The organism is Neolewinella marina (assembly GCF_002631205.1).
GTDB lineage: Bacteria > Bacteroidota > Bacteroidia > Chitinophagales > Saprospiraceae > Neolewinella > Neolewinella marina.
This window is the reverse complement of the sequence record NZ_PDLO01000001.1, coordinates 854,434-877,543: the sequence shown is the minus strand read 5'-3', so window position 1 is coordinate 877,543 and position 23,110 is coordinate 854,434. Positions and strand designations below refer to the sequence as shown.

Sequence of the window (23,110 nt, the reverse complement as noted above, 5' to 3'; positions counted from 1 at the left end):
AGCGCCCTACACCAGCAGGGGCCACACGCCGGAAACAAGCTCGTCGAGCGAAAGGTTTGTGGGGCAACCGAAGCCCCGGTTGCAGGAGCTCAGCAGCAGTACGCTGGCGGCGGAAAGGAAGGTAAGGGAGCGTCGGAGTGATTTCATATATACGGCTGCTGGGGGAGGGAAGGTAAGGGACTGAGGCTTTGGTTGGCGCAATTGTTCGGCGTGGCGTACTTTTGCCGGCCACCGCCGAAAGGCTACACCGATTGCAAATAGAACCGAAAATGGCCAGAAAAATTGCCCTACGTGACGCCCTCCGGGAGGCGATGATTGAAGAGATGCGCCGCGACGAAACCGTCTTCCTGATGGGAGAGGAAGTTGCTCAGTACAACGGCGCCTACAAAGTTAGCAAAGGGATGCTGGACGAGTTCGGCCCGGAGCGGGTGATCGATACCCCGATCGCCGAGCTGGGATTTGCCGGTATCGGCGTGGGTGCCGCGATGAACGGCCTGAAGCCGATCGTGGAATTCATGACCTGGAACTTCGCCGTCCTGGCCTTCGACCAGATCATCAACAACGCCGCCAAGACCCTGAGCCAGTCGGCCGGTCAGTACAGCTGCCCCATCGTCTTCCGCGGGCCCAGCGGCAGTGCCGGACAGCTGGCGCAGCAGCACAGCCAGACCTTCGAGAGCTGGATGGCCAACACCCCCGGCCTGAAGGTGATCTCCTGCACCGACCCCGCCGACGCCAAGGGCTTGCTGAAGAGCGCCATCCGCGACCCGGATCCCGTGTGCGTGATGGAGTCCGAGCTGCTCTACGGCTACGAAGGTGAAGTGCCCGAGGGCGAGTACCTGGTGGAGATCGGCAAGGCCGCCGTCCGCCGCCAGGGCACCGACGTCACCCTGGTGAGCTACAACAAGATGATGCTGCCCGTCATGGAGGCCGCCAACCTGCTGGAGCGGGAGGGCATCAGCGCCGAGGTGATCGACCTGCGCACCATCCGCCCCCTGGACCGCAAGACCATTGTCGAGTCGGTGAAGAAGACCAACCGCTGCGTCGTGATCGACGAAAGCTGGCCCTTCGCCGGGGTGAGCTCGGAGATCGCCTACGAGATCCAGAAGTCGGCCTTCGACTACCTCGACGCGCCCGTCATCCGCGTGAACTCGGCCGATGTCAACCTCGGTTACGCCGCCAATTTCGTGGAGGAGTTCCTGCCCAACGCCGAGAAGATCGTCCGTGCGGTGAAGCAGGTGTCCTACGCCCGCTAGTCCCAAATACATGCCGCCGCCGCCCCCGGCGGCGGCTACCTTACTGAATCATAGGCCACCCGCCCGGCGGGCTTGGCGAAGACGATCTGCCAGAGGTGGTTGCGGTGACTGCGGAAACCGCCGGCCGCCGTCAGCAGGAAGAACCGCCACATGCGGTAGAACCGCTCGTCGTAGTCGGTGAGCTCCCCGCGGTGGCGCTCGAAATTGGCGTACCAGGCCAGGAGGGTCCGGTCGTAATCGCCGCCGAAGTTGTGCCAGTCCTTGATGGTGAACAGCCCCTCCGCGGCCCGGGTGATCTGTAACGCGCTGGGGGCCACGCCGCCGGGGAAGATGTACTTGTCCGTCCAGGCGTCGGAAACGATCCGGCTCAGGTTGGTGCCAATGGTGTGCAGCAGGAATAGGCCGTCGTCGGACAGGCAGCGATCCACCACCCGCATGAAGGTGTGGTGGTTCTTGGGCCCGACGTGCTCGAACATGCCCAGGGAAACCACGTGGTCGAAGGTTTCGTCTACCTCGCGGTAGTCCTGGAAGCGGAATTCGACGTCGAGGTGGCCGTAGCGTTCCCGCGCCAGGCGGAGCTGCTCCTTGGAGATGGTGACGCCCACCACCGATACCCCGTAACGCTCCGCGGCGTAGCCGGCGAAGCTGCCCCAGCCGCAACCGATGTCTAGCACCTTCATGCCGGGCTGGAGGCCGATCTTGCGGCAGACGAGGTCGAGTTTAGCTTCCTGGGCTTCGTCCAGGGTGGTGGCGTTCTTCCAGTAGGCGCAGGTGTAGGTCATGCGCCGGTCCAGCATCCGCTCGTAAAGGTCGTTGCCGATGTCGTAGTGCTGCTCCCCGACGCGGAGGGCCTTCGACTTCCGCTGCTGGTTGGAAATTTTGGCGCGCAGGACGGGCCAGAACATCTTCAGCGGGCGTACGCGCTCGGCGAGGTTGGCCCGCAGGACCTGGGTGATGAGATCGTCGAGGGCCTCGCAGTCCCAGTCGCCGTCCATGTAGCTCTCCCCGAAGCCCAGGATGCCCTCGGCCAGCACCCGGTCGTAGAAGCGCTCGCGGTGCACCTGGAGGTCCACCGGCCGGCGGCCGTTGACGACGATTCCGGCCCGACTGAGGAGGTCGGTGACTGTTTGTTTCGCGGTGCTCATAGTGTTCAATGCATAAGGCTGCTTTGAATGTATGCCATTTCGCACGAATTCCCGAATTCCACCAACGAAACCCCAACGGCCGTCGTCTGCTGGAAAAATCAAAACCTATGGTACGTTACTGCTGCTTTACGGGCTTGTTTTTACTGCTGATGCTCTCGTCCTGCAGCCCGCAGGAAAAGGTGATTACCGGTAACCTTCCCGGCACCTGGGAGCTCGTGGCCGTCTACGCGGATCCCGGCGACGGATCCGGTACCTACCAACCGGTGGATTCCGACAACCTGCTGGTGCTGCGCCCCGACGGGACCCTGTCCGCCAACTTCAACTTCTGCGTGGGCGACGCGGAGACCTCCTCGGGCACCTATTCGCTGCAGGACAGCACCCTGCGGCCCGACTGCCCCGACCTGCGCCGGCTGCCCTTCGTGTTGGTGGGAGATACGCTGACGGTGACCAACCCCGCCTGCATTGAAGGCTGCGGTGAGCGCTACGCCAAGGTGAGCGACGAGCCCACCTCCCTTTAGGGGCCGCCCGATCTCGATCTAGTGCCCTGCGGCCGTGGGCAGCGGTCGGAAGGGGCCGTACACCGCCCGGCGGAAGTCGTGGTGGAGGCCGATCTGGTCGTAGGGGAACAGTTGTACGAATAGCACCGCCGTGAGTTCATTCGCCGGATCCACCCAGAACAGGGTGCTGGCCGCGCCGTCCCAGAAGAACTCGCCAACCGTGCCGGGGTTTTCCTCCGCCGTGGCGGGGGGGCGCTGGCGCACGGCGAAGTCGATGCCGAAACCCACCTGCCCCTTGGAGGGCAGCCAGGAGCGTTCGGTCACCGTATCCGCCAGGTGGTTGGTACGCATGAGGCGGACGGTTTCGGGTTGCAGGATGGTGGTGCCCTCAAGGGTGCCTTCGTTGACGAGCATCCGGGCGAAGGTCATATAGTCGTCCAGGGTGGAAGTCAGTCCGAAGCCTCCGGGGGTCAGGGGCCACTTGCGCAGGTTGAACGCGTGGGCCTCTTCGTTCGGCAGCTGGGTAAGGGTGCCGTCCGCGGCGCGGTTGTAGGCCGCGGAGAAGCGGTCGAGGTCGGCCTCCGGCACCACGTAGCGGGTCTCGTCCATGCCCAGGGGGTCCAGGATGTGCTCCCGGATGTATGCATCGAAGGGCTGACCGGAGAGCCGCTCCACCAGAAGCGCCTGGACGTCGACCGACAGGCCGTAGTGCCACTGGGTGCCGGGCTCGAAGAGGAGGGGCAGGCGGCCGAGTTTTGCGCCCATCGCCGACAGGGTATTGTCGTAGTTGCGCAGGTCGGCGGCTTCGTAGGCGGCCTGGAGGCCGGGGGTATCGCCGCCGTTGTAGAAGCCGCTGGTGTGGCGGGTGATGTCGCGGACGGTCAGGGGCCGCCCGGGCGCGGTGGTGTTCATGGCACCCGCGTCCCCGACGCCCTGGTAGACGCGCAGGTTGGCGAACTCCGGCAGGTAGTCGGCCAAAGGATCATCGAGCTGGAACTTCCCGGCCTCGTACAGCTGCATCAGGGCGACGCCGGTGACGGGCTTGGTCATGGAATAGATCTGAACGATGGTGTTGCGCTGCATGGGCGTGCCGGCTTCCCGGTCAGCCTCCCCGAAGGCGCCGAAGTAGACCTCTTCCCCCTTTTCGTAGACGAGGGCGGATACGCCGGCTACGTCGCCCCGCCGGACGAATCCCTCCAGGGTGCTGTCGATCCGCTCCATGGCCGGTGCCCCGACCACCTCACGGCGGGGCCAGCTGCGCTCGGCCAGGGCTCGCGTTTTTTCGATCCCTTCGCGGGGGGGCAGGCTGTCGCCCTCGTATTCGATGCCGAGGTAGCCATCGTAGCCGGAGGCGCGGATGATGTCGAACAGGGCGGCGAAGTCCATGCTGGTTTCCCGGCCGTCCTGGTCGAAATTGAAAGCCTTCACGCTCACGCCGCCGGCGTAGGGCATCAGTTCCTGCAGGCCTTCGTAGCGGTCGTAGCGTTTGGTGCAGTTGCCGCCCCACAGCTGGCCATTGTCGCGTTCGATGCACCAGTTGTCGAAGTCGGCCACCGACCCAACCTCGTATTCCCGCAACCGGCTGAGCAGTTCGGTGAGCCAGGCGCCGCTGTTGCTCCAGCCCCCGTGGTTCTCGATGAGGATGCGGATGCCCCGCTGGTTGGCGGCCCGCGCCAGGCGACCGATGCCGTCGACGCTGGCCTTCAGCACCTGCTCCGCGTCGCCGTCGCCGTGGGCGTTGATGCGCATGGCCGGGATGCCGAGCCGCTGGGTGGCTTCCAGCCAGGCGAGGTGCTGTTCTACCGCGGCGTTCCTCGCGACGGGGTCGCTGGCCCCGAGGTTGCCGGCCCCGTCGATGAGGAGCATGGTCAGCTCCACGCCGGCGTCCGCGGCGGTGGCCTTGAGGCTGTCGAGGAAGGCCGGATTATCCACCCGGTCGGCGAAGAACTGGTTCACGAGCTCCACGCCCTCGAAGCCCATCTCCCCGGCGGTGCGCACGAAGTCGAAGTTGCTCATCTCTCCGTCGAAGAGGGCGCGGTGGAAGGACCACTGCCCGAGGGAGTAGCGGGGGCCGCCGTGTTCGGCGGTAGTGGCCGTCCGGGGGGCATCGGTGGCCGCGCAAGCGGAAAAGAGGAACAGCAGAAAGACGAGGTAGCGCATGGGGGGTAAAAATTTAGGGGAAGATAAGCTGCCCGTATGCCTTTTTACCCCGGGTGAATCACTCGACAAGGGTTCCCTCCCGGAGGTTTTCCAACAGCAGCACGTCGGTGGTGCCCTCCCGCCAGCGGGTTTCCAGGCTGTCGGGTACGGGGGCGGGATTGAGGGTGAAGGACCCCAGGGCGATGTCATCGTCGCCATCGCCGTCGAAATCCCCGGCCTCCAGAATGAGCCAGCGGCCCTCCAGCGCGGCCGGAGTGGTGAAGGCGCGGAAAGTCGGGGTGCCGTCGGCGGGGTGGGGGGGCGTGCCTTCCAGGTACACGAAGGAGGCTTCCGGGCGGGTGGCGTAGTCGGCGAAGTTGCAGGCCACGGCCAGGTCCAGGTCTCCGTCGGCGTCGAAGTCGCGGGCCACCACCCGGGTGGCGCCGGGCAGGGGCTGGAAGTAGACCTCGCTGAAGGTCTGGTCGCCGGCGTTGGCGAAGATGCGCAGTCCGTGGTAGGGCTTGCGGACGTTCGAGTAGTCGGCGTTGTCACCGTGGACGGTGACGAGGTCCAGGTCGCCGTCGCGGTCGTAGTCCACCAGCTCGAACCAGCTCGTACCCCAGACGGGGGAGAAGCGGAGCAATTGCTCGCGGGAGAAGCCGCCGTCGGGCCGTTGGTAGAGGGCGTCGATCCCCTCGTCGCCCTGGGCGTGGAGCACCACGAGGTCCTGGCGGCCGTCGCGGTTCAGGTCCGTGGCCACTACGCGGGTGGCCCCGGCTGCGCCGAGCAGTCGGCTGCGGGTGTAGCCGCCCCGGCCTTCGGGGCGCAGCAGGGTCAGGGCGCCGGAATAGTTGCCGAACTCGGAGACGACGATCTCGGCCTGGCCGTCGCCGTCCAGGTCCTCCACCAGCAGGTGGACGGGCCGGTGGAGACTGTCGGCCACCACTTCGGAGCGGCCGTCCGCCACCCGGTACAGCTTGCCGTTACGCGCCTCGGTGGGGTAGATGTTGCCGATCTCCAGCAGGAGGTCGCCCGTCGGGGTGGGTTGGTAATGGACGAGGGGTAGCGTCAGCCCGTGGTGTTTGTGGAGCTTTCCGGTCGGGTCGAGCAGGTGCAGCTGTCCGTATCCGTCACCGATGGCCAGTCCGTCGGGGCCAGGCGCGAGAAAGGTGACCAGCGATCCACCCTTCCCGTCTACGTCGATGAAGCGGGGGGCGAAGCCCGGCAGGCTGTCCAGCGGCAGAGCCGGTGGCGGCGGCAGGGCGGCGGGTGCCCGCTCCAGGATGTAGGCCTGGATGGCTGTCCAGTCGTCGTAGGAGAGCGTCGGCAGGTCGGGGTAGAAGCCGTGGGCCACGGCCAGGTCGTATTCTTCGGGGGCTAGCTGTCCGGCCGGGTCGTAGGTCATTGAGCGCATCCCCATCCGCGCACCCATTTCGGGGAGTACCCGCTGTTCCCAGATGGCCCGCGGCAGGGCGGCCGGATCCGGGGGCAGGTGGCAGGATCCGCAGTGGCGCTCCACCAGCTCGCGGGCTTGGGGTTTTGGCGTACAGCGGCCCAGCAGCAGCACGCCGAGGCCGAGGAGGAAACCGTAGAGGGGAAGTTTGCGCATGGGCGGCGCCAAGGTACTGCACGCCGGGCGGCGGCGCTTGTCGGCGGTGACGCCAAAAGGGGGTACTTTCGCGGTCCGCAATCACTGCCTCCATGACCGTTGTTTCCCTGATCGGTGGACTGGCCGCCCTGCTCACCACGGCCGCCTTCGTTCCCCAGGCGTATAAGTCCATCCGCTACCGGGATACGGCGTCCCTCTCCCTGGCCACCTTCAGCATGCTGCTGGCGGGCACACTGCTGTGGCTGATCTACGGTTACTGCATCGGCGACCTGCCCATCATCGTGGCCAACGCCGTTACGGCCAGCCTGGCCGGACTGATCTTTTTGCTGAAGCTGCAGGCCGTGTACCGGGCGCGGCGGTAGGGTGTCGTTTTCCGGACACTGCGCAGGTCACCGGCTGCGCCCGGCGACACTGCGAGGTCCTTTGCTGTGTCTAGGACGCCGATCATCAGGACCTCGAAGTGTCCCCAGGACCTTCGAGGGTCCGGTTCCACAAGAACTTAGAGGGTCCGGTTCCCCCCACGAAACATCTCTACCTTCGTCCCATGGACAAGCTACGCGTGATCGCCTTCGACGCCGACGATACCCTGTGGGTCAACGAGCCCTTCTTTCGCGAGGCGGAGGACGTCTTCTGCGGACTGCTCGAGGATTACCTGCCCCACCACACCGTGAACCGGGAGCTTTACGCCACCGAGATCGCCAACCTGCCGCTTTACGGCTACGGCATCAAGGCCTTTGCCCTGTCGATGGTGGAGACCATCATCCGGGTCACCGATGGCCGCGCGCCGCTGTCGGTGGTGGAGCGGGCCATCAACATCGCCAAGGAGATGCTCGATAAACCCGTAGAACTGCTGGAGGGGGTGGAGGAAACCCTCGAGTACCTGGGCGCCCGCTACCGCCTGGTGCTGGCCACCAAGGGCGACCTGCTCGACCAGGAGCGAAAGCTCGAACGCTCGGGACTGGCCCGCCACTTCCACCACATCGAGGTGATGAGCGACAAGGGGGAGGAGAACTACCGCAAGCTCATCGCCCACCTCGACTGCCGGCCGGAGGAGTTCCTCATGATTGGCAACAGCGTCAAAAGCGATATCCTGCCCGTGCTGAAACTCGGCGGATTCGCCGTCCACGTGCCCTTCCACACAACCTGGGTCCACGAGGTGGTAAAGGAGCCCGTGGAGCACGACCGGCTGCTGCGCTGCGACACCCTGGGGGAGCTGAAGGGGTTGTTGCCGGGGTAAGCCAACAACCGCCCGGGATCTCCCTACTTTCGCCCCATGCGAACACTCGACCTCGCCACCTGGCCCCGCCGGGACCACTTCCACTTCTTCCGGGCCTTCGACGAGCCCTTCTTTGGCATCACCGTACGGGTTGACGCCACGGCGGCCCACGCCCGCTGCCGCCGGGAGGGGCACCCCTTCTTTCTCTACTACCTCCACCGCTGCCTGCTGGCCATTAACGCCGTCGAGCCCTTCCGCTACCGGATCCGCGACGGGCAGGTGGTGGTCCACGAAGCCATCCACGCCTCGGCCACCATCGGCCGCGACGACGGCAGTTTCGACTTTTCCTACCTGCCCTTCCACGCCGATTTTACCCGCTTTGCCCAGGACGCCCGGGCGGAGATCGAGCGCATCCGCCGGTCCTCCGGACTCAATCCGGGGGTAGCCGGCGACGACGTCATCCACTTCAGCGCCGTACCGTGGCTGGACTTCACCGGGCTGAGCCACGCCCGCCACTACGGCCGGGAAGACAGCTGCCCGAAGATCAGCGTGGGCAAACTCACCGAACGGGACGGCCGCCTGGGTATGCCCGTTTCCATCCACGGCCACCACGCCCTCCTCGACGGCCGGGACGTCGGCGCCTTCGTGGATGCCTTCCAGGCGGGTATGGACGCGGCCGACTAGCGGTCCTCCTCCCCGTTCTGCCGCCGCCCCTGCCGCACCAGAAAGCGCGACAGGAAGTACAGCAAAGCAACGAAGGTGGCCGCCGGGATCAGGAACAGCAGGGCATCGGCAAAGGAAAAGTCCATAGGATAGGTTAACGGGTGTATAAACCGTCGCCCCTCGGATTGTTGCACCGCTAGGCTCGGCCGTAACTTGTACCCCATCCTCGTTTTCCATGCTGTACCGCTGCCTCCTGCTGTTTCTACTGTTTGCCGCCGGAGCGCGGGTGCCGGGGCAATCCGTCAAGCCCGCTTCCCCGACCATGGACGAGATCCGGGAGCTGCCCGATACCACCCTGCGGCTGGCCTTCCACTTCGTGGCCCTGCCCGACGGGACCAACTTCGTCCGTGACGCCCGCGACAGCCTGGTCGTCGCCCACGGGGGCCACGAGAAGCTCCGGGCCGACGTGCTCATGTACTACCTGCTGCGGGAGCTGAACCACCGCTTCCGCGTAGCCCTCCTCGATTACCCCCCGAGCCGCGACACCAAACTGCGCTTCGCCCTCGTTGGCGGAGCCGATCGCCCCCTCGAGAGCGCCGCCTTCTACCGCGAAGGGGAACCCCTGCGCCCGGTGGCGGAGGGCTTCAACATCGTCTTCACCCGCTACCGTGGGAGAGGCCGGCCCGACGCCGCGACCACCGGAACGGGGAGTACCACCATCTACGTCTACGACCGCTTGCAAACCTACCTGGCCGGCAGCCACGATACCTGGACGGTGGCCCGCCTCATCGGCCACGAGCTCGGTCACGCCCTCTCCCTCGACCACACCTTCAAGTGCGACAACCCCTGCGCCGGCCGGGGCTTCGACCCGCTGGAGGAATGCTACGGCGAATGCACCGACCACAACGGCGGCAGCGGCGCGGTAAACTGCTTCGGCGGCAGCCCCCGCGAACTGATGATGGGCTACGGCAGCCAGCTCCACCTTACCGTTTGCGAGGTGGAACGGATGTGGGCTTTTTTGCTGCGGTGACACCGGCAAGGCTGCGATAGGACCGGGTGGGCAGCGGGATAGGGGGAGCGCTACCGCTACAGTTAACCCCTGACTCCCTGGCCATGCAACGATTGCCACCAGCTACTACGTTACCAACGCCAGTGGTATGAACCACCGAGGCACGGAGGTACCCCAACGGGTTGCCGGCCTGTGGCCCGGCGGCATATTGAGTGCCGACCGGTGCAATTACACGCTGAGCGGAAGTGGCGGCAGACATATCCCAAATCACCATTGCGACCACTCCCGACCTCGGAGTGTCGCCCGGCGTAGCCGCACGACCTCCGAGCGTCGCTTCCCAACCGCACAATGCCGAAACAAACCACCGAGGCACGGAGGTACCCCAACGGGTTGCCGGCCTGTGGCCCGGCGGCATATTGAGTGCTGGCCGGTGCTATTACACACCGAGCGGAAGCGGTGGTATACATATCCCAAATCACCAATGCGACCACTCCCGACCTCGGAGTGTCGCCACCCGGCCGCACGACCTCCGAGCGTCGCTATCCAACCGCACAACGCCGAAACAAACCACCGAGGCACGGAGGCACCCCAACGGGTTGTCGGGCCTGTGGCCCGGCGTGGCATTATGTGCCGCCCGGCGCTTCCACACACCGTGGAGGAGAGCGTGAAGAGGCCTTTAAGAGTTGACCCTCAGATAGTATCATCACAAGAAGCAAAGTGTTGAAAACCAGCGGGCCATATCTATGATAAAATATCGATTCCGCATTCACCTCTCGCCAGAAACCGACACAAAAGAGCCAAAACCTTGCGAAAAATTAAGGGCTCCCTCCCCAATCACGATCAACTCGACCTTTTCCGTAATCGCCTGACCTCGATTATCAGTCTCGACCGCGAAGGCTGCCGTCTGGCCGGGGGGCAACTGGCAGTAGATCTATACGGATTTGGTTAGCTCCTACGCCCGCGAGGGTCGGCCAAGCATTTCAGTCCGTACCATGGTGGAGATGCTGATGTTGAAGCGGATGTACGATTTATAGGGGGAAAAACCAGTACTTTCCCGGGAGGACCCACTTCCAGCACCGTCCGCCCTTGGATCCCACGGAAGTCGTCTACATCCCCAAGTGGGTAGGGGGGCGGCATGGAGAACATCCCAAACCTGACGGTGCGCCTACCCTGCAGGAGCGACCGGGAAAAGAGGCGATGGTCGACAGGACTGCGGTAAAAAGAAAGGCGAGATTGGGCGAGTAGCATGCAACAACGCCCGCGCCGGGCCAGGGCTACTACCCACGATCGGCGCGCTAGTCAGCAACACCCGAAGGTGTTCGGTAACCTATTGGGGGGCAGTGGGATAGATACGGTAGCTGCCCGGCGACGTGGTCGTGGGGAGCCTTTTTGTCCACTGTCTGCACACTATGCCCAATGCTACTTTCGATGAACAAATGTACCGTTTTCACCCTCCTGTCCGGTTTGCTTTTCTCCTGCCTGCCACTGGCGGCCCAGCCCTTCCCCGGGCTCAGTATGGATAATTATTCCGGCGTTCACGGACTGCTCCTCAATCCCGCCAACGCGGCGGACAACAACGTCGGTTTCGAGCTCCACCTCGGGGCGGTCGACCTGCGGCTGGCCAACGATTACATCACCCTGCCCCCCCTGGGAGAAGTGTTCAGGGGGGAAGATCCCAGTACGGACGACCTGGTGCGCACGCCCCGCGACGACAACTTCGCGGCCACCAGTACGGACGTGCTCGGACCTTCGGTACTGCTGGGCCTCGGCCGCCGGTGGGGGGTCGGCATCCTCACCCGCGTCCGGGCGATGTACGACCTGACGAACCTCGACGGCCGCATCCTGGAAGGGCAGCAGGACGGCTATGAGGATTTCCCGAATTTCTCCACCACCGCCCGCGACTTTCGGTCCAACCTCCACAGCTGGGGGGAGGTAGCCCTGGTACTGGGTACCGTTCTGGTGGACCAGGAGCAACTGCAGGTCAGGGGCGGCGCCGCGGTTAAGGTTCTCCGCGGCCTCGGCGGGCACTACGCCCACAGCCCCTCCCTCCGCCTCGACTATGCGGCCGACACCGAGCAGCTCACTACCGGCGGGGCGCTGGAGTACGGGAGTCCGGGAGCCTTCGAACTGGACGATTTCGAGCTGGCCAACCTCACGGAACCGGCCGGTTCCGGGCTGGGATTCGACCTGGGATTTGCCGTGGAGTGGCGGCCCGGGGAGGCCCCGGCCGGTAAACTTCGTACGCCCTACCGCCTGAAATTCGGCGTTTCCCTTACGGACCTGGGGTCCGTCACCTACGACGCCACCGAAGTCTCCACCTACCAGGCCGATGCCACCCTCGCTACCGAGGACATCGAGGGCTACAGCCTGGGGGAAATCCTGGAGCAGTACTACGACGGCAGCTACCGGGAGGAGGCCACCGACTTTCGCCTGCCCACCGCCCTCTACCTCCACCTCGACTACCGGCTGGCCGGCCGCCTCTACGTGAGCGCGCTCTCCGCCTCCGCCCTGGGCCAGGACGCTGCCACCCCCGGCACCCGCATCAGCAACGCCCTCACGATCGCGCCCCGTTTTGAATCCAAGTGGTTCAGCCTCTACGCTCCGGTCCGCCTCGGCGGACCCTCCGGCACCGCCCTGGGCGCCGGGCTGCGGCTGGGTTACCTGACCGTGGGTTCCCACACCCTGCTTTCCCACCTGTTTACTGATACCAACTACGCCGCCGACGTCTACGCCGGCGTCAAAATTCCTTTTTACCGCCGTACCAACGTCAAAAAGCAGGCGGGGGCGCAGGTGCCCGGGGCCTGATCCGTCAGCCGCCCCGAACATCGGCGGGCCGTCGGGTATTTCGCTACCGTTACCCAAAGGTTTAGCATGGAACAACCCGTCATCGTCATCACCGGAGCCGGACAGGGCATCGGCCGCGCCACCGCCATTTACCTCGCCGGCCGCGGCTACCGCGTGGCCCTGCTGGAGCGCGACGCCGAGGCCGGCCGCGAGGCCCTGGCGGAAGTCGAATCCCGCGGTGAAGGCCTTTTCGTGGAGACGGACGTAGCGGAGGAGGAAGCGGTGCGGCGGGCCATCGACCGGGTGGTCGCTACCTGGGGCGGCATCGATTACCTGGTCAACAACGCCGGCTTCGCCATCAACAAGCCCGTGGAGGAGCTCTCGCTGGACGAGTGGAACCGGGTGCTCGCGACCAACCTCACCGCCCCCTTCCTCTGTACCAAGCACGCCGCCCGGCACCTGCGTTCCCGCAAAGGAGCCATCGTGAATATGTCCTCCATCCGCCGCAAGATGTCGATGCCCGACACCGAAGCCTACTCCGCGGCCAAGGGCGGGGTGGTGGGGCTGACGCAGTCCATGGCCATCAGCCTCGGCCCCGAGATCCGGGTGAACAGCATCAGTCCCGGCTGGATCGACGTGACCCCCTGGCAGAAGGAAAGCGCCCGCGACCCCCAGGCACTCACCCCCGCCGACCACGCCCAGCACCCCGTGGGCCGGGTGGGCGTACCCCAGGACATCGCCTACATGGTCGAGTACCTCTGCTCGGAAAAGAGCGGCTTCATCACCGGCCAGGACTTCCTCATCGACGGGGGCATGGTGCGCAAGATGATCTATGTCTGAGCCGGGGCGGCCGCGCAAGTTTTCCGGAATTGTACCTTTAGGGAGTTCACGATTTCCCGCCCACTACTTCCGCCGACCATGCGCGCTACCTTGCTCTCCCTCTGCCTGCTCATCCTGCTGCTGACCCCGCCCCTCGCCGCCCAGTTCTCCGCCCCGGAGCAGGCGGTGCTGCAGGAACTCGACCGGAAGGCCGACGCCTACTTCGGCGTGGCGAAACGGATCTGGGACTGGGCCGAGGTGGGCTACCAGGAAGAGAAAAGCTCCGCGCTGCTGCAGGAAACCCTGAGGGCCGAGGGCTTCACCGTGGAGGCCGGCGTGGCGGGCATTCCCACCGCCTTTACGGCCACCTTCCGCTCCGGCGCGGGCCCCACCATCGGCATCCTCGGGGAGTTCGACGCCCTGCCCGGCATCACCCAGACGGCCAGTCCGCGACGGGAGGAGCGCACCGACGTCCACGCCGGCCACGCCTGCGGCCACCACCTCTTCGGGGCCGGCTCGGCCGCGGCGGCCATCGCCGTCAAGCACTGGATGGAAGCCAATGGCGTCAGCGGTACCCTGCGCTTCTACGGCTGCCCGGCCGAGGAGGGCGGCGCTGGGAAGGTGTACCTGGTGCGGGCCGGGCTCTTCGACGACGTCGACGCCGTGATCCACTGGCACCCCTCCGACGGCAACTCCGCCCACGCGGCCTCCTCCCTGGCCAATAAATCGGCCAAGTTCCGCTTCCACGGCGTGTCGGCCCACGCCTCCTCGGCCCCCGAAAACGGCCGCTCGGCCCTCGACGGGGTGGAGGCCATGAACGCCATGGTGAACATGCTGCGCGAACACCTGACCATGGAAAGCCGCACCCACTACGTCATCACCCGCGGCGGGGAAGCGCCGAACGTCATTCCCGACTTCGCCGAGGTGTTCTACTACGTGCGCCATCCCGATATGGCCGTGGCCGCCCAGAACTTCGAGCGGGTGGTGAAGTGCGCCGAGGGAGCCGCCTTGGGCACCGGCACCCGTATGGAGTACGAGGTCATCCACGGCTCCTACAACCTGCTGCCCAACGTCACCCTGAGCCGGCTCATGCACGCCAACCTCAGCCGGGTCGGCGGGGTGGACTACACCCCCGAGGAGGCCGCCTTCGCCGCGGAGATCGCCCCCACCTTTACCACCCCCGCCGGGGAAGACCCCGCCCGGGCCGCCGCCGCGGTCGACAGCTTCCGCGTCATCCGCAAGGGGCAGGGGGGCAGCACCGACGTGGGCGACGTGAGCTGGGTAGTGCCCACCGTGGGCCTGCGCACCGCCACCTGGGTACCCGGCACCTCGGCCCACAGCTGGCAGGCCGTAGCCGCCGGCGGCACCACCATCGGCCAGAAGGGCATGCTGGTGGCCGCCAAGACGATGGCCCTAACCGCCCTGGACCTCTTCCGCCAACCCGCCACCCTGCAGGCCGCCCTGCGGGAACTGAACGAACAACGGGGGCCGGACTTCGAATACCAGGCCCTGCTCGGCGACCGGGAACCGCCGCTGGATTACCGGGATTAGGAGGGCGGGGGCCGCTGGAGCCGCGCCTATTCGTTTTGCCAGTACATTTGGATAGAAAGCCCATGATCAGGGCATAAGTGACCCACGCCAGAACGGGAAGCATGGCGCCGGTGCGCTGGATGGTTACGGAAATCATGGAGTTGGATCGGCAAGCAACCAGAGCGACGGCTTAACGATTCATTTTTCACCCGTGGTAGGTGGCTTGAGCATGGCGTAGAGGAAGAGGGCCGCGGCGAGGACTAGTATAAGGTAGGGGATTAGGTTGGGGGTAGGCATGGAAATTACATGGATTTGTAAATGGGGTTTCCCATATCGATGTCTGGCAATTTCCGTACAGGGAATTCCATTAGTCAGTGGGAAGCGTACAACCCTGAGCAAACCGATACACGCTAACCTGAACCGGGAAAATTGATACCCACCGTAGGATTGTGGTCCGCCACTTGGCGGGACAATACCTCGGCTTGCCGCCGGCGTTCAATTTGTCGACTGTATGGATCGGCCGGCCTGGAGCCGATTTATGTCCTCCCGGCTTAATATGGCGTAGGAGGCGGCGGCGCACATCAGGCCCAATCCGAAACTGAAGCCAACCAGCTCATGGATCTCAAAAGAAATTTCCGCTAATGAGTAGATGCGGATTGGATCGTCGTCAAACAACAGATCGTACTCCTTGGTAATGTTGACGATGAAGTGGAGAGCCACGACGTGGAGGAGGGAACCGTACTTCAGGTATACCGCCGACAGAATCATACCTAGCCCGTAGGCGATTATGACCTGGTTCATGGCGAGCATCAGGTTGCCATTATAGAGTAGGTTGCCGAAGTGTGCTGCGCCGAAGAGGATAGCGTATTTGTGCTGGTACAGCCGGAGACCATATTCAGGTAGCGAACTAAATGGGAGGCCCCGAAAAACTAACTCTTCGAAGCTGACAAAAATAAGAGTGCCGATGATTGCCAAAATTAAAAGGCTGAGTCTCCAGTCGAACTCAATCTTGATTAAGGCAATGACGATAAACAAAGTGAGAAACATGAAGTAAATCACTGCTAATTTAACATCCGAAGAAGCAAATGCGGAGGTTGATTTAAAGTTATTGTTTCGACATAACATATATATAGCAGGGCTGAGAAAGAGAATTTTGGCTATAGCAAACGCAACTCGGGAATTAGCTGCAAGTGAGTTGGTGAGGTAAGCGGCTACAATGGTTGAAGCTAGTGCGTAGATTACCCAGAGCAAGATTTTCATGTGTTGCAGGTAGAACCCTTGGTCAAGTGAATTGACCAAGGGTTTTGGATTTGTTAGTTAGTATATGCTATCCTCAATTTAGTCCACGCGTAGCCAAGGAAATAGTCCAATCTCCCAATTACGGTGTCAGGCGGTGAATAATAGCATGGGTCTGCGCCGCCACAAATGTTCTTTACTTCGAGGGATGTTAATTTATTCATGATCATGTTATTCACAGTTTCCATTACCAGCATTCATGCCATCGTGAGCATCTTCGGAGTTCACTAATGCGCAACCGGCATAGGTAGCGATAAATGAGATTAAAAAATATGCGAGTGGGCCGATTCCCCCTCGAATATGTTTTTGGTCATTAATACTTAATGGTTTCATAGGTATTGCGTTTTAATGTGTTATAGCATAAAGCAAAGTTCCTGCTGTTATCCCAGCTAGGGTAGCGACAGTTTCAGCCCCTATCACGTATCCTAGGATTAGGACTGGGACAAAGCCGCCATCAGTTCGTTGAAGTTCCTCTGATTTGAGGTCTGTTAATTTATTATAAGATTGCATGGTATAAGAATTGTATGTTGATTAGAAAGGAGTTTTTAATAGGCAGGAAGTAAATTGATAACTACCTCGTTGCAGTATGCGGCCAGGGAATAGGTAGGAGTGCTTCGCATGACTTCTCAATTCGTGCCCGCCGCCGTTCCATCCGTTCCAGGTACTCCTCCAGCGACAGGTGTTCGTTCCAGTCGAGGGGGAGGTGGGGGATGAGGACGCGACCATCCGGTGAGGAGGGTTTGAAAATATCGTACTCGTTCATGGGATTAAGGGTTTGCGGCGGGGCGGCCCGGATCGGGGGCCAACTCCGCCAGTAATGAATGAAATAGGGTAAAGGTGTTTGCCGGGCCGCAGCCCGAATGATTTGATATGGTAAAAGTCGGCCCCGGCAGTCTACTATAAGTGGAGTGGTGTTAAATCTTCGTTCCAGGGTGATTTTTTTTGATTACCGGTATAGCGGCTATTTAATGGAGATTAGATTTCGAGAACCATCTACCGGCCTACCCGTTTCCCCGGCACCTTGAGCCCCAATCCGAACCTGCCCCATGAATGCATTACACAGCGACGTTGCCATAATTGGAGGGGGACTGTCGGGACTGACCCTGGCCTACCGGCTGGAAAGCATCGGTCGGTCGGTGCGGTTATTTGAGGGGCGGACCCGGTTGGGCGGACGTATCCATACCCTGTACCCACCGGATGGGCCGTCGCTCGAGATGGGGGCAACCTGGTTGGGACGCAAGCATACCGCCCTGTGGGACTTACTAGAGGAACTGAACGTGGAGGTCTTCGAGCAACGCCACGAGCGGATCGCCCTGTTTCAACCCGGGGCCCGGTCCGCCGTGCAGGGCATCCACCTGCCCGCGGGTGAGCCGCCCAGCTACCGGATCAGGGGAGGAAGTGATACGCTGATTCAAGCGCTGAACCTTCGGTTGAGGGAAACGGATGTACGCACCGGATGTGCCGTAACCGGTTTGCGCCGGGGAGTGGACGGGGTCGAGATCCTGACGGATAAGGGACTTTTCACGGCGACTACCGTGGTTTCCACCCTGCCGCCCGATTTGCTGGTGCGCGGGGTGGACCTTGCACCGGCCTTGCCCCGGGAACTGACGGACCTGGCCCGGCAAACCGATACCTGGATGGGACGATCGATCAAGGTGGCCCTGACGTACAACCACCCCTTTTGGCGGGAAAACGGTCGGTCGGGCACCTTCTTTTCCAATGCCGGACCGGTAACTGAAATGTACGACCACAGCAATGCCGCCGACGACGTCTACGCCCTGAAGGCCTTCGCAGATCCCCGGCTCAGCGAGCTTTCGCCGGATCGCCGTCGACAGCGGGTCGTGGAGCAGCTGGTAGGCGTCTACGGACCGGCGGCCGGGAGATATACGGACTATAGAGAAACGCCCTGGGCCGCCGAGCCCTTTACCACCCACCCGGCCGCGGCGGATCTGCTGCCGCACCAGAACCAGGGGCATGCCCTGTTCCGCCGGCCGTTCTGGGACGGCCACTTGTGGCTCGCGGGGACGGAGACCGCCACGGCCTTTCCGGGATACATGGAAGGAGCCGTCCGGAGCGCGGAATGGACGGCGGCGCGGTTGCGGCAGTAGTCCGCGGATCACGGGTCAGTTTGCCCGCGCTCCGGCCGCGGCGGGTGCTCGGCCCTGCCCATCCCGGAAACCCCTCACGATCGCATCGCGGTCGAAACTGAGGTAAACGACAAGCAAGAGGGCCGCGAGGAGGAGCAGGCGGATAAGGTATTTGGGAACGGTATTGCGCATGCCAGTACGAGGTTGAATAGGGTTTGGATAAGGTGGGCGGAGGTGGAAGCATACCGGGCGGTTACGATTTCCGGGTTTCATCCCGGACAACAAAGCCATAGCCCACTACGAGCAGTTTTGCCGCGGAGGCCACCCGGGAGGCCCAGAAAGTGCATTGGACATCGTCAAATCCGTAGCCGTGCTCCAGGCCCGTGGCCACAAGGGAGAAGGTGAGTACCCACGCGAGCACGCCTGCGATCAGGTAACACACGATCTTTCCGAGGTAGCGCAGTACGGCCATGGTGGGTTGGGTTTAAAGTGAATGTCTTCAATGATGATCAAGGCATTCCTCGGTATAGGGTCAGGTATGGGCGATCTTCCGCGTGCCTCGGAGCATCGGGAAAGGTGGCCGGAAAAGCCACGGGTTCAAATTGAAACCGGGGGAAGACGCAGGTAATGATGGGGACGTATCCGCCGGTGACGGATAGCATATCGAGGGTAGTCATGGGTGGATCTTTTGTTTTTGGGATAAAGGGGGGCAGACAATGCCGGACGAAAGGCAGCGGTAGAGCGTTACAGCCCGGCGGTTTTGTAGTTCAGGGGGCGGGGTGATCCGAGAGGGATTACCCGGGCACCGCTTCCGATGGATACGGTCTGTATGGTGGCCATATCCGGTACGGATATGTAGCAGAGTTGCAGCTCTACGCTGCCGTAGTAGGTATAGGACTTGCGCAGGTGGCAGTAGTGGATGGGGGCGCCCATGTCCTTGAGTTCGCCCAGCAGGCGGAACAGTAAGCTGCGGCTGACACCGATTCGCTCGGCGAATTGGTCGGGGGTGCCGGTGCGGCGGAACTTGATGAGGTTGTGCATGCGACGCAGGCGGTCTAGCGGTCTGGAGAATGACATACGGGTGTTGTTTACGGTGTTTGAAGGGAAAAATATTCGACTAGGCGGCCAGTCGGCCGGCTACTTGGGGAGGGAACTGTTTGGTCCATAATTCGCGGTAGATGCCCGGGGCAGCCAGGAGGGCTGCGTGGGTCCCTTCCTGGGTCAGGCGGCCCTGATGCAGGACCACGATCTTGTCCGCGTCTACGACCGTACTCAGGCGGTGGGCAATGAGGATGATGGTCTTACCGGCCGCGCGCAGGGTGCGGAGGGTTTGCTGGACAAACTCCTCGCTGCCGCTATCAAGGGCGGAAGTGGCCTCGTCCAGGATGAGTACGTCGGGGTCCCGGTAGAGGGCGCGGGCTATGGCCAGCCGCTGTCGTTGCCCCCCACTCAGGTTGGTACCGTGCTCCCCGATGGGGGTGGCGAAACCGGCAGGCAGCGATTCGATGAAGGACTGCAACCCCAGGTCGCGGCAAATGCCCAGTACCCGCTGGAGGTCGGGGGTGTAGTCCCCGATCGCGATATTTTCCAGCAGGGTTCCGGCGAACAGGGTGAGTTCCTGGGGAACCACCCCGACGCGGGCCCTCAGGCTCCGGTTGCTGACGTAGGCCAGGTCGGTATCGCCAATGAAGATTTTGCCGCCGGTGGGCGGGTAAAGTTTTTGCAGCAAGGCAGCGAGGGTGGATTTGCCGGAGCCGCTTTCGCCCACTACGGCGGTGACCTGGCCGGCGGGTACCGTCAGGTTGAGGCCGGCGAACACCGGCTGCCGGGATCCGTAGCTGAAGTCCAGTTCCCGGAATCGGATGTCCCCCACGTGCTCGGCGGAGAGGTCCACCGTGACGCTGCTGTCTTCTTCCCCTTCGAGGTCGATGATCTCGAAGAGGCGGTCCGCGGCGATCATGGCATTTTGTATGGTCTTGTTCATCCCGATCAGCCCCTTGGCCGGACCGGTGAAGTAGCCCACCAGGGCGTAGAAGCCGAGCAGCTCCCCGGCGGAGATCACCCCGTCGATCACGTAGGTGCTGCCTACCCAAAGCAGGATGATGGTGAACAGCCGGCTGACCAGTTCGGAAGCGTTGCCGCTGAAGATGCCGTTGAGCCCCGAGCGGTAGGTGGTCTGCAGCAGGCGCACGAAGCGCGTCTCCGTTTTCCGGTTGGCGTGGTCCTCCAGTCCGAGCTGTTTCAGGGTGCGGACGGCGTTGACGCTCTCCACCAGCTGGCTCTCCAGGTCAGCGGCCCGCTCCATCAGCTGGCGTTCGCTGCGGCGGTTCAGCTGGTTGGTGATGGCGTAGATGAGGGTGTAACAGGGCACTACGGTGAGCAGCACCAGGGCCAGTTTCCAGTAGTAGGTGAACATCAGCCCGAAGGAGAAGATCACGATGAAGACGTTGACGAGCAGGGTGATGGCCACGTCGTTGATGAAGGCCCGGATCTTCACGGCGTCGCCGATGCGGGAGATGATCTCCCCCGTGCGCATGGTATCGAAGAAGCGCTGGGGCAGCCGCAGCAGGTGCTGGTAGTAGCCCAGGATCAGTCGGGCGTCGATGAGCTGGCCGGAGCGCATCACGAGCACCGATTTCATGACGCCGATGAAGATGGATACTACCAGCAGCCCCACCATGATGAGGCTCATCAGGTTCAGCAGCCGGGTATTCTGGTTGATCAGTACGAAGTCGGTGATCTTCTGCAGGTAGATGGAGGTGCTCAGGCCCAGTACCGTATAGACCACGGCCCCGAAGAGGGCCTGCAGCAGGGTGGCGCGGTGGGGTTGCAGCAGGGCGCGGAAGCGCGACAGGGTAGAGGCCCGGTGGTGGCCGGCCGTAAACCCTGCGGCGGGGGCCAGCAGCAGCAGTACACCGGTCCACTCCTTGCGCCAGCGGTCCCAGGGCCGCTTTTCCATCCGCCCGCTGGCGGGGTCCATCACCACCACGTGTTTTCCGGTCACCCGGTACACCACCACGAAGTGGTGCAGTCGGCCGCCCACGACCACGTGGGCTATGGCCGGGAACTCGGCTTCGGTCCTCAGGGCTTCTTCTTCGGCCCTCACCCCCCGGCAGGTGAAGCCCAGCCGTTCGGCGGCCTGCATCATGCCGAGCAGGTTGGTGCCTTTCTGGTCGGTGCCGGCCATTTGGCGGATGCGAGCGATGGGCAGGTCCAGCCGGTAGTGGGCGGCCACGGAGGCCAGGCAGGCGGCCCCGCAGTCGGTCACGTCGTGTTGTTTGCGTGTCTTTTTCATGGTCTAGTGGAATTGGGGGTTGAACCAGTCGTCGACCCGGTCGTGGAGCAGTTGGAAGAGGCTCCTCCGCGCCAGGGTGAAGTGGGCCGTCAGCGTCATGCCCTTGCGCAGGGTGCCGCGGTAGCCGTTGCGCAGTCGCAGTTCGTTCTCGCTCAGGGTACAGAGGACGCGGAAGGCAGCCCCCCCGTCGAACTCGGTCACGTCGGTGCTGATCTCCGTCAGGGTGGCGGCGGCCAGCCCCCACTGCTGATAGTCGAAGGCGTCGAGCTGCAACCGCACCGGCAGCCCCTCCCGCAGCAGGCCGATGTCGGCCGGGCCCACGTACACTTCGGCCCGCAGTTCACCGTCCGGACTCACCTGGGCCAGCGCCTGCCCGGCGGCTACGAAGGTGCCCGGTTGCAGTCCACCGGTCTGGGTGAGCTGGCCGTCCAGGGGGGCAACGACGACGTACTGTCGTTCCCGTTCCTTCAGTTGATCGAGGGCGCGGCGCAGGTCGGCGGTTTCCCGGCGGAGCCGCTGCCGGTCCTGGGTCCAGTCGTGGTCCTGCTGTTCGGTGAGCTGGCGGATCTGGCCGTCGAGGAGGTCTCTTTCGTAGCCGGCCTGTTCCACCTCCGCGCGGGCCACGGAGCCACTCTCCAGGAGGGTGCGCTGTCGGGACAGCTGGCGGTCGGCGTGGTCGCGTTTCAGGGTGGCCGCGGCGAGGCGGCGGCGGTACTCGCGGTAGTCGCGCTGGTACAGGGCGGTGCGCAGGGTAGGGTAGGGCGCTCCGGCCGCGGGGTCCAGGCGGTGGAGGTCCGCCAGCAGCTCCCGCCGTTCGGTCAGTTGTTGCTGCAGGTGGGCGGCTTCGGTGGACAGTTCCCCGGTCGACAGCCACAGCAGGGTATCGCCGGCGCAAACCTGTCGGTTTTCTTCCAGGCGGGTGCCCACGACCTGTCCGCTCACCGCCGCCGTTACCGGGCTCAGTGAGTTTCCGGGGCGCAGCATCCCGCGGCTGCGGGCGTTCACGTCCACGTGGATCAGCGGCAGGGCGGCGGCGGCAAGCAGCAGGGCGGCCACAACGGTCAGGTAGATCCAGCGGCCACTGCGGCCGTGGCGGGCGCAGAGTCCTTCTACCCCCTGGATCTCGGGGAAGGGAATGAGGGGTGGAGTATCTTTCTTCATTGGGTGCAGGTGTTTGTCGTTGCGGGCGGCGGCGCGCGGGTGCCCCGGTCCTCAGGCGGCGGGCCGGGGGAGGGGCTGTATCCCCCTTATTACGCAGGCCAGCGGCAGGGAGGCGGTGCAGAAGGTGCCGTCGTCCAGGATGGGGTAGCGCCCCGTGGGGAGGGTGTATTTGCCGGCGGGCAGCCCAAGGGCCCGGAGTAGGGGCGGGGAAAGTCGGTAGGGGTGGGTGAGGGTGAGGAAGCCCCCCCGGAAGTGCCTTTCGCGCACTTCAGGGGTGAGTGCACGGCCGGTGAGGTGCAGCAGCAGGCGACCGGTGGCCGCTTCGATGCGCAGGAAGGTGGGAACCACGTGGCTACACGCTGCAGCCGAGGTGTTTTGCCCCCGCAGGCGGATGCTGCAGATGCCCAGTCCGCCGCAGTCGCGCAGCCGGGGCGAGCCCAGCCGGACGTCGGTCGGCAGCCCGGAGCGGCAGGCCCGGTGGTAGAAGGATAGGGTAGCAGGGTTCGGTGAGTACATCGCGGAATGGGCGTTCGAAGGGTTAGCGGGCGGCGGATTTCCCCCCGGACTACCCCAAATATCCGCCTGCACCCCCGCCGGGAAAAGGACG

Annotated in this window: 24 protein-coding genes; 10 read left to right on the top strand and 14 right to left on the bottom strand. The window is 63.7% G+C overall.

Going from position 1 to position 23,110, the window contains the following annotated elements; genetic code table 11:
* Positions 1 to 6 precede the first annotated feature (6 nt).
* Positions 7 to 147 carry a hypothetical protein gene (locus tag CGL56_RS18185; RefSeq protein ID WP_167641500.1) on the bottom strand — a complete coding sequence of 47 codons (141 nt, stop codon included), beginning with the start codon at positions 145 to 147 and terminating at the stop codon, positions 7 to 9.
* A gap of 122 nt (positions 148 to 269) precedes the next feature.
* Here CGL56_RS18185 and CGL56_RS03575 point away from each other — a divergent pair, with 122 nt between their 5' ends.
* On the top strand, positions 270 to 1,253 hold the full coding sequence (locus CGL56_RS03575) for a pyruvate dehydrogenase complex E1 component subunit beta (RefSeq protein WP_099105113.1): 984 nt from the start codon (positions 270 to 272) through the stop codon (positions 1,251 to 1,253).
* A 35-nt stretch (positions 1,254 to 1,288) separates the two neighbouring features.
* On the opposite strand, the gene cfa is transcribed toward CGL56_RS03575, so the two are convergent.
* Positions 1,289 to 2,398 (bottom strand): cyclopropane fatty acyl phospholipid synthase, encoded by a 1,110-nt coding sequence (gene cfa / locus CGL56_RS03570; protein ID WP_099105112.1) that lies wholly within the window; start codon positions 2,396 to 2,398, stop codon positions 1,289 to 1,291.
* Between the two features lie 107 nt (positions 2,399 to 2,505).
* Here cfa and CGL56_RS03565 point away from each other — a divergent pair, with 107 nt between their 5' ends.
* The gene (locus tag CGL56_RS03565; protein WP_099105111.1) at positions 2,506 to 2,916 is read left to right on the top strand and encodes a hypothetical protein; all 411 of its coding nucleotides are present in this window, start codon (positions 2,506 to 2,508) and stop codon (positions 2,914 to 2,916) included.
* 18 nt (positions 2,917 to 2,934) lie between these two features.
* On the opposite strand, the gene CGL56_RS03560 is transcribed toward CGL56_RS03565, so the two are convergent.
* Positions 2,935 to 5,055, bottom strand: coding sequence for a serine hydrolase (locus CGL56_RS03560; protein ID WP_167641501.1), 2,121 nt, complete (start codon positions 5,053 to 5,055; stop codon positions 2,935 to 2,937).
* 58 nt (positions 5,056 to 5,113) lie between these two features.
* The gene (locus tag CGL56_RS03555; RefSeq protein WP_099105109.1) at positions 5,114 to 6,643 is read right to left on the bottom strand and encodes an FG-GAP repeat domain-containing protein; all 1,530 of its coding nucleotides are present in this window, start codon (positions 6,641 to 6,643) and stop codon (positions 5,114 to 5,116) included.
* Between the two features lie 92 nt (positions 6,644 to 6,735).
* Here CGL56_RS03555 and CGL56_RS03550 point away from each other — a divergent pair, with 92 nt between their 5' ends.
* From CGL56_RS03550 to CGL56_RS03540, 3 genes are all read left to right on the top strand, one after another.
* Positions 6,736 to 7,005, top strand: coding sequence for a SemiSWEET family sugar transporter (locus CGL56_RS03550; RefSeq protein ID WP_099105108.1), 270 nt, complete (start codon positions 6,736 to 6,738; stop codon positions 7,003 to 7,005).
* Between the two features lie 182 nt (positions 7,006 to 7,187).
* Positions 7,188 to 7,880, top strand: coding sequence for an HAD family hydrolase (locus tag CGL56_RS03545; RefSeq protein WP_099105107.1), 693 nt, complete (start codon positions 7,188 to 7,190; stop codon positions 7,878 to 7,880).
* A 36-nt stretch (positions 7,881 to 7,916) separates the two neighbouring features.
* Positions 7,917 to 8,543, top strand: a complete 627-nt coding sequence (locus CGL56_RS03540) for a chloramphenicol acetyltransferase (protein WP_099105106.1) — start codon at positions 7,917 to 7,919, stop codon at positions 8,541 to 8,543.
* On the opposite strand, the gene CGL56_RS18520 is transcribed toward CGL56_RS03540, so the two are convergent.
* Positions 8,540 to 8,668, bottom strand: coding sequence for a hypothetical protein (locus CGL56_RS18520; RefSeq protein ID WP_262490622.1), 129 nt, complete (start codon positions 8,666 to 8,668; stop codon positions 8,540 to 8,542). The two genes, CGL56_RS03540 and CGL56_RS18520, sit on opposite strands and share 4 nt — an antisense overlap.
* An 89-nt stretch (positions 8,669 to 8,757) precedes the next feature.
* Between CGL56_RS18520 and CGL56_RS03535 the strand changes: the two genes are divergently transcribed.
* The 4 genes from CGL56_RS03535 (at position 8,758) to CGL56_RS03520 (ending at position 14,685) form a co-directional block, all read left to right on the top strand.
* Entirely contained in the window at positions 8,758 to 9,552 is a 795-nt protein-coding gene (locus CGL56_RS03535; RefSeq protein ID WP_099105105.1) for a M43 family zinc metalloprotease, read from the top strand.
* Positions 9,553 to 10,959: 1,407 nt separating this feature from the next.
* Positions 10,960 to 12,336 (top strand): DUF5723 family protein, encoded by a 1,377-nt coding sequence (locus tag CGL56_RS03530; protein ID WP_099105104.1) that lies wholly within the window; start codon positions 10,960 to 10,962, stop codon positions 12,334 to 12,336.
* A gap of 66 nt (positions 12,337 to 12,402) precedes the next feature.
* A complete protein-coding gene (locus CGL56_RS03525) occupies positions 12,403 to 13,155 on the top strand; it encodes an SDR family NAD(P)-dependent oxidoreductase (RefSeq protein ID WP_099105103.1) in 753 nt (250 codons plus the stop codon).
* A 78-nt stretch (positions 13,156 to 13,233) separates the two neighbouring features.
* On the top strand, positions 13,234 to 14,685 hold the full coding sequence (locus CGL56_RS03520) for an amidohydrolase (RefSeq protein ID WP_099105102.1): 1,452 nt from the start codon (positions 13,234 to 13,236) through the stop codon (positions 14,683 to 14,685).
* Between the two features lie 474 nt (positions 14,686 to 15,159).
* Here CGL56_RS03520 and CGL56_RS03515 read toward each other — a convergent pair whose 3' ends face one another.
* The 3 genes from CGL56_RS03515 to CGL56_RS18005 form a co-directional block, all read right to left on the bottom strand.
* A complete protein-coding gene (locus tag CGL56_RS03515) occupies positions 15,160 to 15,924 on the bottom strand; it encodes a CPBP family intramembrane glutamic endopeptidase (RefSeq protein ID WP_143470589.1) in 765 nt (254 codons plus the stop codon).
* A 381-nt stretch (positions 15,925 to 16,305) separates the two neighbouring features.
* Positions 16,306 to 16,470, bottom strand: a complete 165-nt coding sequence (locus CGL56_RS18600) for a class IIb bacteriocin, lactobin A/cerein 7B family (protein WP_143470588.1) — start codon at positions 16,468 to 16,470, stop codon at positions 16,306 to 16,308.
* Positions 16,471 to 16,531: 61 nt separating this feature from the next.
* Positions 16,532 to 16,723: a hypothetical protein gene (locus CGL56_RS18005; RefSeq protein ID WP_143470587.1), complete on the bottom strand. Its 192-nt coding sequence runs from the start codon at positions 16,721 to 16,723 to the stop codon at positions 16,532 to 16,534.
* A gap of 283 nt (positions 16,724 to 17,006) precedes the next feature.
* Here CGL56_RS18005 and CGL56_RS03510 point away from each other — a divergent pair, with 283 nt between their 5' ends.
* Positions 17,007 to 18,068, top strand: coding sequence for a flavin monoamine oxidase family protein (locus tag CGL56_RS03510; protein WP_099105100.1), 1,062 nt, complete (start codon positions 17,007 to 17,009; stop codon positions 18,066 to 18,068).
* 15 nt (positions 18,069 to 18,083) lie between these two features.
* On the opposite strand, the gene CGL56_RS18180 is transcribed toward CGL56_RS03510, so the two are convergent.
* The 6 genes from CGL56_RS18180 to CGL56_RS03485 form a co-directional block, all read right to left on the bottom strand.
* Positions 18,084 to 18,239, bottom strand: a complete 156-nt coding sequence (locus tag CGL56_RS18180; protein ID WP_167641502.1) for a hypothetical protein — start codon at positions 18,237 to 18,239, stop codon at positions 18,084 to 18,086.
* Positions 18,240 to 18,300: 61 nt separating this feature from the next.
* Complete coding sequence (locus tag CGL56_RS03505; RefSeq protein ID WP_099105099.1) at positions 18,301 to 18,519, bottom strand: hypothetical protein; 219 nt, start codon at positions 18,517 to 18,519, stop codon at positions 18,301 to 18,303.
* A gap of 272 nt (positions 18,520 to 18,791) precedes the next feature.
* Complete coding sequence (locus CGL56_RS03500) at positions 18,792 to 19,124, bottom strand: hypothetical protein (protein ID WP_143470586.1); 333 nt, start codon at positions 19,122 to 19,124, stop codon at positions 18,792 to 18,794.
* A gap of 40 nt (positions 19,125 to 19,164) precedes the next feature.
* Positions 19,165 to 21,342 carry a peptidase domain-containing ABC transporter gene (locus tag CGL56_RS03495; protein ID WP_099105097.1) on the bottom strand — a complete coding sequence of 726 codons (2,178 nt, stop codon included), beginning with the start codon at positions 21,340 to 21,342 and terminating at the stop codon, positions 19,165 to 19,167.
* A gap of 3 nt (positions 21,343 to 21,345) precedes the next feature.
* A complete protein-coding gene (locus CGL56_RS03490; RefSeq protein ID WP_099105096.1) occupies positions 21,346 to 22,503 on the bottom strand; it encodes an HlyD family secretion protein in 1,158 nt (385 codons plus the stop codon).
* A gap of 51 nt (positions 22,504 to 22,554) precedes the next feature.
* Positions 22,555 to 23,019, bottom strand: coding sequence for a hypothetical protein (locus tag CGL56_RS03485; RefSeq protein WP_099105095.1), 465 nt, complete (start codon positions 23,017 to 23,019; stop codon positions 22,555 to 22,557).
* Positions 23,020 to 23,110: the final 91 nt, after the last annotated feature.